The organism is Mesorhizobium sp. P2_F5 (genome assembly GCF_056403715.1).
In genome coordinates this window covers 17,444-31,828 of the sequence record NZ_JBFUEY010000001.1, presented here as the reverse complement: position 1 = coordinate 31,828, position 14,385 = coordinate 17,444, and the positions used below count along the sequence as shown (strand labels likewise).

Sequence of the window (14,385 nt, the reverse complement as noted above, 5' to 3'; positions counted from 1 at the left end):
ACTCTAGCCGAGCGCCACTCGTGCTCGCTGCAGCGCGCGTGAAAACACGGCGGTGTCGTCGAAGGCGCGTGCCAGCGTGAGCGCGCCCTGGATGGCGCCGACCGTCTCTTCGGCGAGTTCGCCTGCCTTGGCAGGGCTGTGTCCGGTGCGGGTCAGCGCTTCGGCAAGATGCGCCACCCAGCGGCCGAAATAGCTTCTGATCGCCTTGGCGAAGAGGTCGCGGGACTCGTCCAGCGCGAAGGCGCCGATCAGGCACACCCGGCGACCGGAGCGGAAATAGCTATCGGTCGCCTCCAGCATGCGCCCGATGCCGGCATGCGGGTCGGCCCTGTCCTGCAACGGCACGAAGACATTCTGCTCGAACCAGCCGTCAATATGGGCGATGACGGCCGCCGCCATCTCTTCCTTGCCACCGGGGAAGAAGTGATAGAGGCTGCCTTTGCCTAAGCCGGTCGCCGCGCCGATCAGCGCCAGGCTCGCCCCTTCATAGCCGTGCTCGCGGAAAACCTCGCCGATGATGGCGAGCAGATCGGCGCGATCGGGCGCGATCCTGCGCATATGCGCTTAGTCTTTCCCTTTGAGCATGATCTTTGCCGAAAACCGCGGCACAGTTCTAGGGATCATGCTCTAGAGTCCGAGTTCGGTGAGGCCGGGATGGTCGTCGGGCCGGCGGCCGAGCGGCCAGTGATATTTGCGCTCGGCCTCGGTGATAGGCAGGTCGTTGATGCTGGCGACGCGCCGGTGCATCAGCCCGGCCGCGTCGAATTCCCAGTTCTCGTTGCCATAGGAGCGGAACCAGTGGCCGCTGTCGTCGCGCCACTCATAGGCAAAGCGCACCGCGATGCGGTTCTCGTTAAAGGTCCAGACTTCCTTGATCAGCCGGTAGTCGAGCTCGCGCGCCCATTTGCGCGTGAGGAAGCCGACGATCTCGCTGCGGCCGGCGACGAATTCGGCGCGGTTGCGCCAGGTGCTGTCCTCGGTATAGGCGAGCGAAACTCGCTCAGGCTCGCGGCTGTTCCAGGCGTCTTCGGCCAGCCGTGCCTTTTGCGCGGCGGTCTCGGCGGTGAAGGGCGGCAGCGGCGGACGGCTCATCAAAATTCTCCCATCGTCAGGCGATGGTAAGTATTGTACCGTTTGGTACAGTCGGGTCAAGGGCCAAAGGTCAAAGGCCCAAGTCAGGCTACGGTTTTCCCGCCAACCCCTTTAGCTTGTAGAGCGCTTCCAGCGCCTCGCGCGGCGTCATCTCGTCGGGATTGATCTCGCCAAGTGCTGTGCCCAGTGCGTCGCTCTTCGCAGGTTTTGGCGCCTCCCGCTTCACCGCCACTGAAAACAGCGGCAGATCGTCGACCAGCCGGTTGGCCTTGCCTGAGACTTCGCCTTCCTCGAGCTGGTGCAGCACCTCTTTCGCGCGGCCGACCACTGCTTCCGGCAGTCCGGCGAGGCGAGCCACCTGGACGCCATAGGAACGGTCTGCAGCACCCTTGCCGACCTCGTGCAGGAAGACGACGTCGCCCTCCCATTCCTTGACCCGCATGGTGACGTTGGAGAGGCGCGGCAGTTTGCCGGAGAGCGCCGTCATCTCGTGGAAATGGGTGGCAAAGATTGCCCGGCAGCGGTTCTTCTCGTGCAGGTACTCGACCGCCGCCCAGGCGATCGACAAACCGTCGAATGTCGCGGTGCCGCGGCCGATCTCGTCCAGGATCACCAGCGCCCGCTCGCCGGCCTGGTTGAGGATTGCCGCCGTCTCGACCATCTCGACCATGAAGGTCGAGCGGCCGCGCGCCAGATCGTCCGAGGCGCCGACGCGCGAGAACAGCCGGTCGACGACGCCGATGTGGGCCGATGTCGCCGGTACGAAGGAGCCGGTCTGGGCGAGGATGGCGATCAGTGCATTTTGCCGCAGGAACGTCGACTTGCCGCCCATGTTAGGGCCGGTCAGCAGCCAGATGGCGCCGGCCTTGGCACCGCCTTGCGGCGACAGATCGCAATCATTGGCGACGAACGGCCCTTCGCCCGAACGGCGCAGCGCCTGTTCCACCACCGGATGGCGTCCGCCTGCAATGTCGAATGCAAGGCTGGAATCGACCAGCGGCCGGCACCAGGCTTCGCTTTCCGACAACAGCGCAAGCGCCGCCGACACGTCGAGCACGGCGAGCGCATCGGCGCCGGCGCGGATTGTCTGCGCTTCGCCGACCGCTTCAGCCGTCAGCGTATCGAAGGCGGCAAGCTCGATGCTCAGCGCCCCGTCGGCGGCATTGGCGATCTTGGTCTCGAGTTCGGCAAGCTCGGTCGTGGTGAAGCGCATGGCGTTGGCCATGGTCTGGCGATGGATGAAGCGCGCCTTGGCGCCGTCGCTGCCGGTCATGATCGAATGGTGGTTGGCGGTCACCTCGATGTAATAACCCAGCACATTGTTGTGCCGGATTTTCAGCGAGCGGATGCCGGTCTCCTCGATCAGCGAGCGCTCCAGCCCGGCTATGACCTTGCGGGACTCATCGCGCAACGCCCGCATCTCGTCGAGCTCGGGGTGGTAGCCGCCGCGCACGAAGCCGCCGTCGCGCCTGAGCAAGGGCAGCTCGTCGCCGAGTGCTTGCATCAAATGCTGGGCCAGCGCTTTAGGTAGCGCTTGAATAGCAGCAAGGGCTTCCGCCAATTCGTGGGGCAAGGGGGTGGTCGCGAAGATCTCGGCTATCGCGCCCGCCGCCTCGAAACCGGCGCGCAGCGCGCCGAGGTCGCGCGGCCCGCCACGGTTGAGCGCCAGCCGCGACAGCGCACGCGGCATATCGGCGACGCTCTTCAGGCTTGACCGCACCGCCTGGCAGAGCCTCGTCTCGGCGCGGAAGAACGACACCGAATCGAGCCTGGCGCCGATCGCCGCCGGATCGGTCAGCGGCGCCATCAGCCGGTCGGCCAGCAGTCTTGCGCCGCCGCCGGTCACCGTGCGGTCGATCGCCTTGAACAGCGAGCCGTCGCGGCTGCCGGACAGCGTGCGCAACAGTTCCAGATTGCCGCGTGTCGCCGGATCGATGAACAGCGTCGAGCCCTGCTCCTCGCGTTCGGGGCGCGACAGCGGCGGCCGCTCAGCCTTCTGCGTCTTTTCGACATAGGCGATGGCGCCGGAGATCGCCGACAATTCGGCGCGCGAGAAGGCGCCGAAACTGTCCGGCGTCGCCACCTCGAAGAAACGCGCGATCCTGCCCGCGGCCGAGGCCGAATCGAACAGCGATGGCGGCTGCGGACTGGCGACGCGGCCGATGACGTCGAACACCGGCTTCAACTCGGGATCGTAAAACACCGGCTCGGCGACGATCAGCTCACGCGGGTCGACGCGAAACACGTCGGCCAGCAGGCGGGCGGCGGTGGTCTCGGCAACGCGAAAGACGCCGGTCGAGATCTCGATCCAGGCCAGCGCAAAGGCGTGTTCGCTGCCGCTGCCCTTCACCCGCCCCAGCGCCATCAAAAAGCTCGACTCCGACGGCGCCAGCAATTTGTCCTCGGTGATGGTGCCGGGTGTGACCAGCCGCACCACATCGCGGCGCACCACCGATTTGCCGCCGCGCTTCCTGGCGTCCGCCGGATCCTCGATCTGCTCGCAGACGGCAACGCGAAAACCCTGGCCGATCAGCTTTTGCAGATAGTCGTCGGCCGCATGCACCGGCACGCCGCACATCGGAATGTCATGGCCCTGATGCTTGCCGCGTTTGGTGAGCACGATGCCTAGCGCCCGGCTCGCCTTCTCGGCATCGTCGAAGAACAGCTCGTAGAAATCGCCCATGCGGTAGAACAGCAGCGAATCCGGGTTCGCCGCCTTGATCTCGATATACTGCTCCATCATCGGCGTGACGCCGGCGGCGGGCGCGGGAACTGTCACCTCGGGGGCGTCGGTTTCTGCTGAAGTGTGCATATTCATGTCGGCACGCTAGCAGATGTGGCCGGGCGGTTTAATGCCGGCGGCTTCGAAAACAGGGGACGACTGGGTATCAGTGGCGGCTTACGGCAAGTCTGCACCCCCACCCACTTGACCTTGCCCAACCTCGGGAGATTTCGCTGCACGCGTGAAGATCGCTTGGCGGTTTACAGCGGTGGCGTGTAGCCTTAATCCGGAAGGTCAAGAACACACACCCGTCTCAAGGGTGCGGCACCGGCGAGGAAATCAAAAGCATCATGGCCAAGAAAACCGAAAACAGCGGCCCCTCCGTCAGCGCCCAGGAGGCGCTGGAGTTCCACGCCATGGGCCGCCCCGGCAAGCTGGAGGTCGTCGCCACCAAACCGATGGCGACGCAGCGCGATCTGAGCCTCGCCTATTCGCCTGGCGTTGCGGTTCCCGTCCTGGCCATCGCCGAGGACCCCAGCCGTGCCTTCGACTATACGACGCGCGGCAACATGGTCGCCGTCATCTCCAACGGCACCGCCATTCTCGGTCTAGGCAATCTCGGCGCGCTGGCCTCCAAGCCGGTCATGGAGGGCAAGGCGGTGCTGTTCAAGCGCTTCGCCGATGTCGATTCCATCGATCTCGAGGTCGACACCGAGGATGCCGACGAGTTCATCAATTGCGTGCGCTTCCTCGGGCCGTCCTTCGGCGGCATCAATCTTGAGGATATCAAGGCGCCGGAGTGCTTCATCATCGAGCAGCGCCTGCGCGAACTGATGGACATCCCGGTCTTCCACGACGACCAGCACGGCACCGCCATCATCTCCGCCGCCGGACTGATCAACGCGCTGGAGGTCACAGGCCGCGACATGAAGACCACGAAAATGGTCTGCAACGGCGCCGGTGCTGCCGGCATCGCCTGCATCGAGCTGATGAAGGCGATGGGCTTCGCGCCCGAAAACATCACTCTGTGCGACACCAAGGGCGTCGTCTTTCAAGGCCGCACCGAAGGCATGAACCAGTGGAAGTCGGCGCATGCGGTGAAGACCGAGGCGCGCAGCCTCGCCGAGGCGCTCGATGGTGCCGACATATTCCTCGGCCTCTCGGCCAAGGGTGCGTTGACCGCCGCCATGGTACAGTCGATGGCCAAGAACCCGATCATCTTCGCCATGGCCAATCCCGATCCGGAGATCACGCCGGAAGAAGTGGCCGAAATCCGCACCGACGCCATCATGGCCACCGGGCGTTCGGACTATCCGAACCAGGTCAACAACGTGCTCGGCTTCCCCTACATTTTCCGCGGCGCGCTGGATGTGCGCGCCACCACCATCAATGACGACATGAAAATCGCCGCCGCACGCGCGCTGGCAGCACTTGCACGCCAGGACGTGCCCGACGACGTCGCCGCCGCCTACCAGGGCAACCGGCCGAAATTCGGCCCCAACTACATCATCCCGGTGCCGTTCGATCCGCGCCTGATTTCGGCCATCCCGCTCGCCGTGGCCAAGGCAGCGATGGAGTCGGGCGTCGCCCGCAAGCCGATCCTCGATCTCGATCGCTATGCGCAGGAACTGTCCGCCCGCCGCGACCCGATCGCCTCGACCTTGCAGCGCATCTACGATCGCGTCCGCCGCCAGCCCAAGCGCATCGTCTTCGCCGAGGGCGAGGAGGAGCAGGTGATGCGCGCCGCAGTCTCCTATGTGAACCAGAAGCTCGGCACCGCGATCCTGCTCGGTCGCGACGATGTGATCAAGGAGAACGCCAGGCACGCCGGCATCGACTTGAACAAGCAAGGCATCGAGATCATCAATGCCCGGCTGTCGCGCCGCAACGGCATCTACACCGACTTTCTCTACGAGCGCATGCAGCGCAAGGGCTTCCTGTTTCGCGACTGCCAGCGCCTGATCAACAACGACCGCAACCATTTTGCCGCCTGCATGGTGGCGCTGGGCGATGCCGACGGCATCGTCACCGGTGTCACCCGCAACTATTCCACCGCGCTCGACGACATCCGCCGCATCATCGACGCCAAACCCGGCCACCGTGTCATCGGCGTGTCGATTGTGCTGGCGCGGGGCAAGACCGTGCTCGTCGCCGACACCGCCGTGCACGACATGCCGAATGCCGAGCAGATCGCCGACATTGCCGAGGAAGCCGCAGGCTTCGCCCGCCGCATGGGTTATGAACCGCGGCTCGCCATGCTTGCCTATTCCACCTTCGGCCATCCGCAGGGCGAACGCTCCGAGCGGGTGCAGGAAGCGGTGCGCATCCTCGACAAACGCCGGGTCGATTTCGAATATGATGGCGAGATGGCTGCCGACGTCGCGCTCAACGCGCGGGCCATGGCGCAATATCCGTTTATAAGGCTGACCGGCCCGGCCAATGTGCTGATCATGCCGGCGTTCCACTCGGCCTCGATCTCGACCAAGATGCTGCAGGAACTCGGCGGCTCGACCGTCATTGGCCCGCTGCTGGTCGGCCTCAATAAGCCGGTGCAGATCGTTTCGCTCAACGCCAAGGACTCCGACATCGTCAACATGGCGGCCATCGCGGCGTATACGGCGGGGGCTTGACGCCCGCGCAGCGGACGAAAAGCCAAGGTGACCCTGCGAACGCTTCTCGAGTGAGGCAAGGCCCGAAGCCATAGCGGAGGGCAGCTTGACGAACGGTCCGCAGGGGACCGAGCATCGCGGGAATCTCGCGATTCAGGCCGAATTGCCGGCAAATCGCCATTTCCATAAGAGATTGATAATATTCGGCTGCTATAGGGGACGTTCTTGCCCCTATGCCCCCAAGGCATTTGCGGCGCGCTCAGACCGCCAAAACGGGGGTGCGGCCATGAAGCATGACACGGTATCGGTTGTCGGCCAGGGGGTCTATCACGACGAGCGGCTGGATGCGCTGCTCAGCATCACCGGCCGCATGGACGGTTATCTCTACCGTTGCCGCAACGACTCATCCTACACCATGCTCTACATCAGCGACGGCATTTTCACCGTCAGCGGCTATCGGCCGAGCGACTTCATTCACAACGCGGTGCGCGACTATGTCTCGGCCATCCACCCGGATGACCTCGCCGCCGTCTATGCCGCCGTCGACGCCGCGCTTGCGGCGCGCTGCAACTGGAACGTCGACTACCGGATCGTGCCGCAGGTCGGCGAACCGCTCTGGGTCCGCGAGATCGGCGGCGGTGTCTGGGATGATGCCGGCGAACTCGAATTCCTCGAGGGTTTCGTTGTCGACATCAGCGACCGCAAGGTTGTCGAGGACCTCAATGCCCAACTGCTGCTCGAACTCAAGGCCGCCAATGAAGAGCTCTCCGCGCAAAAGCGCGAGATCGAGCTGGCCAAGCAGCATAGCGACCACTCGGCCAACCACGATGCATTGACCGACCTGCCCAACCGCCGCGCCTTCCACAACGAACTCAAATCGGTGATCGACCGTTGCGCCGGCACCGGCGATGCAGCCGGTCTTCTGTTCATCGACCTCGACCGGTTCAAGCAGGTCAACTACACGCTCGGCCACGAGGCTGGCGATGCGCTGCTGCAGCGCGTGTCGGACAAGCTGCGCACCATCCTGCGCAGCGCCGATTTCGTCGCGCGGCTCGGCGGTGACGAGTTTGCCTTCCTGTTTTCGGGGAACGCGGAGCAGGCCAGGGAGAAGGCCGTGCGCGTGGCGGAGCGCGTGCTGGAGCGACTGCGCATCAAGGTTCCCGCTCCGGGTGGCGACATCCATGTCGGCTGCACCGTCGGCGTTGCGATCTATCCGACGGAGGCTGCCGATCCGGACGCGCTGGTCGCGCTCGCCGACCGGCTCATGTACATCGGCAAGAAAAACGGTCGTGACCGGCTGGTCACCACCGACGCTTTGGGGTCCGAAGCCGGCGAGCTTCGCCAGTCCGCCTGAGCGAAGCGCTCATTGCGACGACACAGCAACGCCCGGTGCTCGAGCGAAAAGGCCCGCAGCAATGCGCTGCGGGCCTTTTTTGTCGAGACAGGTCGATCAGAACGAGCGCTGGAAGCGGAGGATGCCGCCAAGGCTGCTCTTCTTGTTGGCCTTGGTCCAGTTGTTGAAGTCAGCGTCGCCGAATTTTCCGGCATTGAGGTAATCGACTTCAGCCGTGACGGTAAAGCCAGGCACGACGGTATAGGCAACGTTAGCGGCGACGCCGAGGTTCTTCCAGTCGTCGTAAGAGACCTGGGCGTTGAACGCAGTCTTTTCGTTGAACTTGTAGGTGCCGCCACCCCAGATTGCCCAGTTGCCACCCCACTGCTTGTAGAAGCCGCGACCGCTGGCGTCGATGGCGTTGCCAGCATTGTCGGTGAGGTTGTCGTCCGTACCGTAGCCGCCCATCACGAAGAGCGAGAACTCCTTGCTGACATTGACGTCCAAACGGACCTTGCCCGCCACTTCCTCGTAGTTGCTGTCATAGGCGACGACGCCCGTGACCGCACCCCAGGCGCCCTTGTACTTCACGCCGCCGACGACATGCGGAACATAGCTGTCAATGGTGCCAACCGCGCCAGCGCCTTCTTCGAGAGAGACCACGGCGGAGAAGCCGTTGCCTGCGTCGAAGTAGTACTGAACGACGTTGCTCTCCTGCCCACCGTAGGGAACAAGCGTATCCTGGATAACGCTGCCGGCGTAGCCGATGAACGTATCGAAAGCCGTGTCATCCTTACCGACGCGCAGGCCACCGAGCTGAATCCAAGCGTAACGCAGCGACAGCGACTTGTTACGACCCTGCCAGTCGTTCGCATTGGAAGCCGCTTGGTTGAGATAGTCGCCGCTGCTGTTGCCGAAATTGAAGCGGGTCTCGGTGTAGGTCTTCAAGGTGCCGAGTTCGGTTTCCTGCCCGGTCCAGGTCTTCAGCGTGAAGCGGGCGTTCTTGTAGAAGGTGTCCTGGCTGTCGCCGTCCTGGTGGTCCGGTACGTTATTGACACCATCGAACGAGCCGGCATCGCCGACGCCGATGTCATAGCGGACATAGCCGCCGATGCGCAGGCAGGTCTCCGTGCCGGGGATGTAGAAGTAGCCCGAACCGTAAACGTCGCAAATCTTGACGTATTCGGCCGGTTCCGGCTCGGCGACGACGACCGCGTCGGCGGCGCGCGCGCCCGAGACCGCGATCAGGGCCGCGGCGGAGCCGAGAAGAAGGCTCTTGATGTTCATTTTCTTGAATCTCCAGTCAAAGGTTCAAATCAGGTCGGACACGGCTCCAAAGCCTGCCGATTCACCCCATATTGAAAGCCGCGCATCGCGCCGTGCTCTCGCCTTCGACATGGCCTATGCAGCAGCTGCGATCAACAGAGATTGTGCCGCAAAAGCGGCTTTTTGGACTCTTCAATAAGTATTGTTGCTCAATTATCACGTCATATATCTGACAATATGGCACAAACGGCACAATCAGCACGTAAGATACGGGGATATATAAAGGGTAGATGGTAATAACGCACTTTGATCTCGATTATAACTGTTTTGTGAAATGTATTTACCTGGCTTAGTAATGCGGAAGCGCGAACAGCCGATCATTCTCAGCCGAGGCGGAAATCAGGCCGGGGAGAAATCGCGCGCGGCGAGCACGACGTCCTGCACCATGTCCTGCTTAAGCATCTCGATCGGAACGCGGCCGCCAAGTTCCGGCGCGGCGCGGTTTAGCCAGAACCAGGCAAGCCTTGGATTAGCGATCGCCGACAGCACATCGTTGATCCCGGCAGCCGGCCTGCCGTCGACGAACTGCGCCAGCGGGAAGACATGCTTGCGGCCGCCCTTGCGCAGCGCAATGACCTCGTTGCGCCTTTGCCAACGATGCAGCGTAGAGCGCGGGATGCGGAACTTCTCCTCCAGATAGGTCGACCCGGCGACCTCGCCGGCCCAGTCCTCGATCAGCATCGACTGAAGCATCCGCTCCCTGGGCAGGAGAGAGGCGGGCTTGTCTGGATCGTCTGCGGGAGCCGGCTCGTCAACCAAGGCAACATTGCGGGTCGTCGTGCCTTGGCGCGTCGGCTTTTCCGCCATCGACTGGACGAATTCGGTGGCGCGCGCGGTCCATTCGCCTCTGAAGGTCTCGATGGCGAGCCGCTGTGTCTGCGAAAGGAAGGTCAGGGCGGCGGCGACGCTGCCGGCAATGGCGCCAGCCGAAGCCAATGCCTGCGGGTCCATGGCCATGCCGTGCTGGACCAGAGCCCGCTGCACCGCCTCGGCCACGAGGCCTGCCAGGGCCTCCTGCGAGATTCCGTCCGTCGGGTTCTGAAATCTGGTCATACATCTGTCTTGCTGGCCACGCACGCTCCTCCCAGGCTGTGGCCGGTTCGTTGAACGGCTATAGCGGAGAGCTGAAAGCGCAGCGGCAACAGACGCAGCGACCCGAGAGGTAGCTGTCTTGCATTTGGACACCCCAACTGACTTCCGGCGTCCCGAATGTCAGCCACGGAACGCCCTACCTTGCGTGTAGGTGTGCTCTATGACAGGCGCACGACAGATGGCGTCGTTTGACGCCTCGTCAGGGGTGACGCAGCGGGACTACAGCAGCCCTGCCAGTTGGGCCGCGCTGCGCAGGTTCTGCCGCGGTCGCGGCCCGAGCTGCTGGATCACCAGCCCGGCGGCCAGCGAGCCGAGATCGCCGCAATCCTTCAGGCTGCGTCCGGTCGTGTAGCCGTAGAGGAAGCCGGCGGCATAGAGGTCGCCGGCGCCGGTGGTGTCGACCAGCTCGCGGATCGTCGTCGCCTGGATGGTGACGGTCTCGTCACCGCGCACGATCACCGAGCCCTTTTCAGAGCGGGTGACAGCGGCAATCTTGCAGTCGTTGCGGATAGCCGCCAGCGCCTCGTCGAAGGATTTGGTCTGGTAGAGCGATTTGATTTCGTGGCTGTTGGCAAAGACGATGTCGACTGTGCCGGAGCGCATCAGCTCGAGGAACTCGTCGCGATAGCGGTCGACGCAAAACGAATCCGATAGTGTCATCGACACTTCGCGCCCGGCGGCATGCGCCAGCCTCGCCGTCTGCCGGATCGCCTCCTTGGCGCGCGGCGGGTCCCATAGATAGCCCTCGAAATAGGTAACCTTGGCGCCCGACGCCTTGTCGGCCTCGACATCTTCCGGGCCGAGCTCGACGCAGGCGCCGAGATAGGTGTTCATCGAACGCTCGCCATCGGGGGTGACGAAGATCATCGAGCGCGCCGTCGGCGGCTGGCCCTCGAGCGGTCTGGTGTCGAAGGCAACGCCCTGGGCATGGATGTCATGGGCATAGATTTCGCCGAGCGGGTCGTTCGACACCTTACCGAAGAAGGCGGCGCTGCCGCCGAAGCTGGCGATGCCGGCCGCGGTGTTGCCGGCGCTGCCGCCGGACGCTTCAATCGCCGGGCCCATACGGCTGTAGAGCAGCTCGGCGCGCTTGGTGTCGATGAGGTTCATCGCACCCTTGATGATGCCGTTGGTCTCGAGAAAAGCGTCGTCGCACTGGGCGATGATGTCGACAATGGCATTGCCGATGCAAAGCACGTCATAATCCGGCATCAATGTCTCCGCCTTGGAACCTGCCGGCTTTCTGCCACGCCGGCCGGGCGCGGGTCTAGACCATGATCCCGAAAAGTGGAACCCGGTTTTCGGACAAGATCATGGTCAAACAGAAATAGAGCCCCGTCCCGATGCAATCGGGATGGATCAGGCTCTCGATTCGGAAGGGTTTTGCCTAGCCGTCAAATCGAACTGGACCATGTGCGGCGTAGAGATGTGCAGCTATGGTTGCACCGTCATCGAAGCATTTCCTCTGCCCTACGGATTAGAAGAGCTTCGATCCCGATGGCTGAAGGCGCTCACAGGCATGCAAGCAAAGACCGACATGACCACCGAACTGGCGCTGCTTGGCGTGCTGGCGGCTCTGTGGGGCGCGTCTTATACGTTCATCAAGATCGGTGTCGAAACGATCCCGCCGATAACCTTCATCGCCGCCCGGACCTTGATCGCCGGCGGCATCCTGCTTGCGCTCATCCGCTGGCGCGGCCTCTCCATGCCGAGGGACGGCGCGACCTGGTGGCGGTTCATGGTCCAGGCCTGCCTCAACAGCGTCGTGCCGTTCACGCTGATCGCCGCCGCCGAGCGTTCCATCGATGCCGGCCTCGCCACCATCCTCAACGCGACATCGCCGATCTTCACCTTCCTGCTGACCGCGCTCATCACCCGCCACGAGCAGGTCACCGCACGCAAGCTGTTTGGCGTCGGCGCAGGCATTGCGGGCATCTGCCTGATCGTCGGCACCCAGGCGCTTGGCGGACTCGGCCATCAATTGTGGGCGCAGCTTGCCGTTGTCGCAGCCACGGTCTGCTATGCCGGTGCCGCCATTTTCGGCCGCGGTTTTAGGGGACTCGATCCGATGCTGCCGGCCGCCGGCTCGATGCTGTGCGGCGCAGTCATCCTTGTCCCGTTGAGCCTGGTCTTCGACCGTCCGTGGACGCTTTCGCCGTCAATGGCGTCGATCCTGGCCTTGCTGGCGCTGTCGGTGTTTTCGACGGCGTTGGCCTTCTGCATCTTCTTCCGCCTCATCCACACGCTTGGCTCGGTCGGCACCACCTCGCAGGCGTATCTGCGCGTGCCGATCGGCGTCGGTATCGGTGTCCTGTTCCTCGGCGAAAGCCTTGGGCCGACGGCGTTTTGGGGTATGGGCTGCGTCGTCGCCGGCGTCGCGGCGATGACCATCCCCGCCCGCTCGCGCGTGCTGGCGCGCTAGCAAGCTTGCGGCACGGGCGGTGTCAGCCTATCTCGGAGATGTCCATTTCGACCGAGATTGGAGGCGCCCCGTGATTCTCGACGCTGCCCGCGCCGCCCTGAGTCGGCTGTTTTCTCCCGAATTCCGCGCGGTTTTCCTGAAAACACTTGGGCTGACCGTGCTGGCGCTGGTCGCTTTGTGGTTCGCCTTGACCGGGCTTGTCGATTGGCTGGCCTTGCCGTGGGTTCACGCCCTGTTGCCCGGCCTGCCGTCCTGGGCCGGATGGCTGAGCGGCATCATCGCGGCCATCGCGCTTGCCTTCGGGATGGCGCTGCTGATCGCGCCAGTGACGGCAATCGTCGCCGGCCTGTTTCTCGACGACATCGCCGAGGTGGTCGAGCGCACCGACTTTCCCGACGACCCGGCCGGCAGGGCCATGCCGGCGCTGCGCTCGCTGGTGTTGTCGGTGAAATTCTTCGGCGTCGTCATCCTGGGCAACATCATCGCCCTGCTGCTGCTTCTGGTGCCCGGCATCAACATCGCCGCCTTCTTCATCGTCAACGGCTATCAGCTCGGGCGCGAGTTCTTCGAATTCGCCGCCATGCGCTTTCGCCCGGAGGACGAGGCAAGGGCGTTGCGCAGGAAATATGCCGGCACTGTGTTCCTGGCCGGCCTCCTCATCGCCGCCTTCCTCGCCGTACCGCTGCTCAACCTTTTGGCGCCGCTCTTCGCCGCCGCCATTATGGTGCATCTGCACAAGGCGATCAGCGTGCGGGAGAGCGCCAGGCGATAGGTCGGCTCGCCTAGCGCAACAGAAACCCGCGCCCGAGTTCATCGTCCGGCTCGACGGTGAACTCTGCCCGGCCCGAATAATAGGCGCGGCCGCCGACACGGGCGATGATCGCATCATGCGCGCCGGCCGTGGTCGTACGCGCCACCGCGCCGGAGAAGCGCGAGCCGGCGATGCTTTCGAAGGTCCGCTCCTGACCAAGGTCGATCTCGCCCTTGGCATGCATCGCCGCCAGCCGCGCGGTGACGCCGGAGCCGGTCGGCGAGCGGTCGACCTCGGCATCGGCAAAGACGCAGATGTTCTTCGTCGCCTCGCTGGAAAATCCATCCCGTCCGTCGGTCAGGATGGTGCCGTAGAGAAAGGCGAGGTCGACATGGTCGGGATGCGACAGCGGCAGTTCCGCCTTCAGCCTGTCGGTCAGCGCGGTTGCCGCATCGACGAAATCGCGCACCCGGCTGCGACCGAACTCCAGCCCGAATTGATGGCAGTCGGCCAGCGCGTAGAAGGCGCCGCCATAAGCGACGTCGAAGGCGATCGGGCCGTAGTCCGGCAGTTCGGTCTGTTGGTCGCGGGCAAACAGGAAGGCCGGCACGCTTTCGAACGACACGGCGCCCGCTTTGCCGTCCCTGACTTCGACCGAAGCGACGACCAGGCCGCATGGCGCCTCGATGTTGACGGTCGTCACCGGTTCCTGTTTCGCCACCAGGCCTTCGTCGACGGCGTAGCGGCCAAGCGCGATGATGGCGTGGCCGCACATGGTCGAATAGCCCTCATTGTGCATGAACAACACGGCGAGGTCGGCGCCCGGCAGATCGGGTTCTACCAGCAGTGCGCCATACATGTCGTAATGGCCGCGCGGCTCGAAGATCAGCAGCTTGCGCAGATGATCCAGATTGTCGCGCACATAGGCGCGCTTTTCCAGGATCGTGCCCTTGGGGATACCGGGATAACCGCCGGTGACGATCCTGAGCGGCTCGCCGCCGGTGTGCATGTCGACGACGGTGAGCGTCATGCGCTGGG

11 protein-coding genes are annotated in these 14,385 nt (G+C 63.9%); 4 read left to right on the top strand and 7 right to left on the bottom strand.

Annotated elements, in window-relative coordinates; translation table 11 throughout:
• Positions 1–3: 3 nt before the first annotated feature.
• The 3 genes from AC1DYO_RS00140 to mutS form a co-directional block, all read right to left on the bottom strand.
• Positions 4–558, bottom strand: coding sequence for a TetR/AcrR family transcriptional regulator (locus AC1DYO_RS00140; RefSeq protein WP_477259154.1), 555 nt, complete (start codon positions 556–558; stop codon positions 4–6).
• Positions 559–627: 69 nt separating this feature from the next.
• Positions 628–1,092: a nuclear transport factor 2 family protein gene (locus AC1DYO_RS00135; protein ID WP_477259152.1), complete on the bottom strand. Its 465-nt coding sequence runs from the start codon at positions 1,090–1,092 to the stop codon at positions 628–630.
• An 88-nt stretch (positions 1,093–1,180) separates the two neighbouring features.
• Positions 1,181–3,910: a DNA mismatch repair protein MutS gene (gene mutS, locus AC1DYO_RS00130; RefSeq protein ID WP_477259150.1), complete on the bottom strand. Its 2,730-nt coding sequence runs from the start codon at positions 3,908–3,910 to the stop codon at positions 1,181–1,183.
• A gap of 254 nt (positions 3,911–4,164) precedes the next feature.
• On the opposite strand from mutS, the gene AC1DYO_RS00125 reads away from it, so the two are divergent.
• Together AC1DYO_RS00125 and AC1DYO_RS00120 are read left to right on the top strand one after the other, a co-directional pair.
• Positions 4,165–6,444 carry an NADP-dependent malic enzyme gene (locus AC1DYO_RS00125; protein WP_477259148.1) on the top strand — a complete coding sequence of 760 codons (2,280 nt, stop codon included), beginning with the start codon at positions 4,165–4,167 and terminating at the stop codon, positions 6,442–6,444.
• Between the two features lie 265 nt (positions 6,445–6,709).
• Entirely contained in the window at positions 6,710–7,777 is a 1,068-nt protein-coding gene (locus AC1DYO_RS00120) for a PAS domain-containing protein (protein ID WP_477259146.1), read from the top strand.
• A 96-nt stretch (positions 7,778–7,873) separates the two neighbouring features.
• Here AC1DYO_RS00120 and AC1DYO_RS00115 read toward each other — a convergent pair whose 3' ends face one another.
• From AC1DYO_RS00115 to AC1DYO_RS00105, 3 genes are all read right to left on the bottom strand, one after another.
• Positions 7,874–9,043, bottom strand: a complete 1,170-nt coding sequence (locus tag AC1DYO_RS00115; RefSeq protein ID WP_477259144.1) for a porin — start codon at positions 9,041–9,043, stop codon at positions 7,874–7,876.
• Between the two features lie 378 nt (positions 9,044–9,421).
• Positions 9,422–10,135 (bottom strand): antitoxin Xre/MbcA/ParS-like domain-containing protein, encoded by a 714-nt coding sequence (locus tag AC1DYO_RS00110; RefSeq protein WP_477259142.1) that lies wholly within the window; start codon positions 10,133–10,135, stop codon positions 9,422–9,424.
• Positions 10,136–10,393: 258 nt separating this feature from the next.
• Complete coding sequence (locus tag AC1DYO_RS00105) at positions 10,394–11,386, bottom strand: adenosine kinase (protein WP_477259140.1); 993 nt, start codon at positions 11,384–11,386, stop codon at positions 10,394–10,396.
• 307 nt (positions 11,387–11,693) lie between these two features.
• Here AC1DYO_RS00105 and AC1DYO_RS00100 point away from each other — a divergent pair, with 307 nt between their 5' ends.
• On the top strand, positions 11,694–12,596 hold the full coding sequence (locus AC1DYO_RS00100) for a DMT family transporter (protein ID WP_477259138.1): 903 nt from the start codon (positions 11,694–11,696) through the stop codon (positions 12,594–12,596).
• A gap of 70 nt (positions 12,597–12,666) precedes the next feature.
• Positions 12,667–13,368, top strand: a complete 702-nt coding sequence (locus AC1DYO_RS00095) for a sulfate transporter family protein (RefSeq protein WP_477259136.1) — start codon at positions 12,667–12,669, stop codon at positions 13,366–13,368.
• Between the two features lie 10 nt (positions 13,369–13,378).
• On the opposite strand, the gene AC1DYO_RS00090 is transcribed toward AC1DYO_RS00095, so the two are convergent.
• Positions 13,379–14,377, bottom strand: a complete 999-nt coding sequence (locus AC1DYO_RS00090; RefSeq protein WP_477259134.1) for a proline racemase family protein — start codon at positions 14,375–14,377, stop codon at positions 13,379–13,381.
• Positions 14,378–14,385: the final 8 nt, after the last annotated feature.

Bases quoted from the DNA above. Each gene is read 5' to 3' on its own strand.
- AC1DYO_RS00140 (WP_477259154.1), bottom strand. From the start codon at position 558: ATGCGCAGGATCGCGCCCGATCGCGCCGATCTGCTCGCCATCATCGGC.
- AC1DYO_RS00110 (WP_477259142.1), bottom strand. From the start codon at position 10,135: ATGACCAGATTTCAGAACCCGACGGACGGAATCTCGCAGGAGGCCCTG.
- mutS (WP_477259150.1), bottom strand. From the start codon at position 3,910: ATGAATATGCACACTTCAGCAGAAACCGACGCCCCCGAGGTGACAGTT.
- AC1DYO_RS00125 (WP_477259148.1), top strand. From the start codon at position 4,165: ATGGCCAAGAAAACCGAAAACAGCGGCCCCTCCGTCAGCGCCCAGGAG.
- AC1DYO_RS00115 (WP_477259144.1), bottom strand. From the start codon at position 9,043: ATGAACATCAAGAGCCTTCTTCTCGGCTCCGCCGCGGCCCTGATCGCG.
- AC1DYO_RS00105 (WP_477259140.1), bottom strand. From the start codon at position 11,386: ATGCCGGATTATGACGTGCTTTGCATCGGCAATGCCATTGTCGACATC.
- AC1DYO_RS00135 (WP_477259152.1), bottom strand. From the start codon at position 1,092: ATGAGCCGTCCGCCGCTGCCGCCCTTCACCGCCGAGACCGCCGCGCAA.
- AC1DYO_RS00120 (WP_477259146.1), top strand. From the start codon at position 6,710: ATGAAGCATGACACGGTATCGGTTGTCGGCCAGGGGGTCTATCACGAC.
- AC1DYO_RS00100 (WP_477259138.1), top strand. From the start codon at position 11,694: ATGCAAGCAAAGACCGACATGACCACCGAACTGGCGCTGCTTGGCGTG.
- AC1DYO_RS00090 (WP_477259134.1), bottom strand. From the start codon at position 14,377: ATGACGCTCACCGTCGTCGACATGCACACCGGCGGCGAGCCGCTCAGG.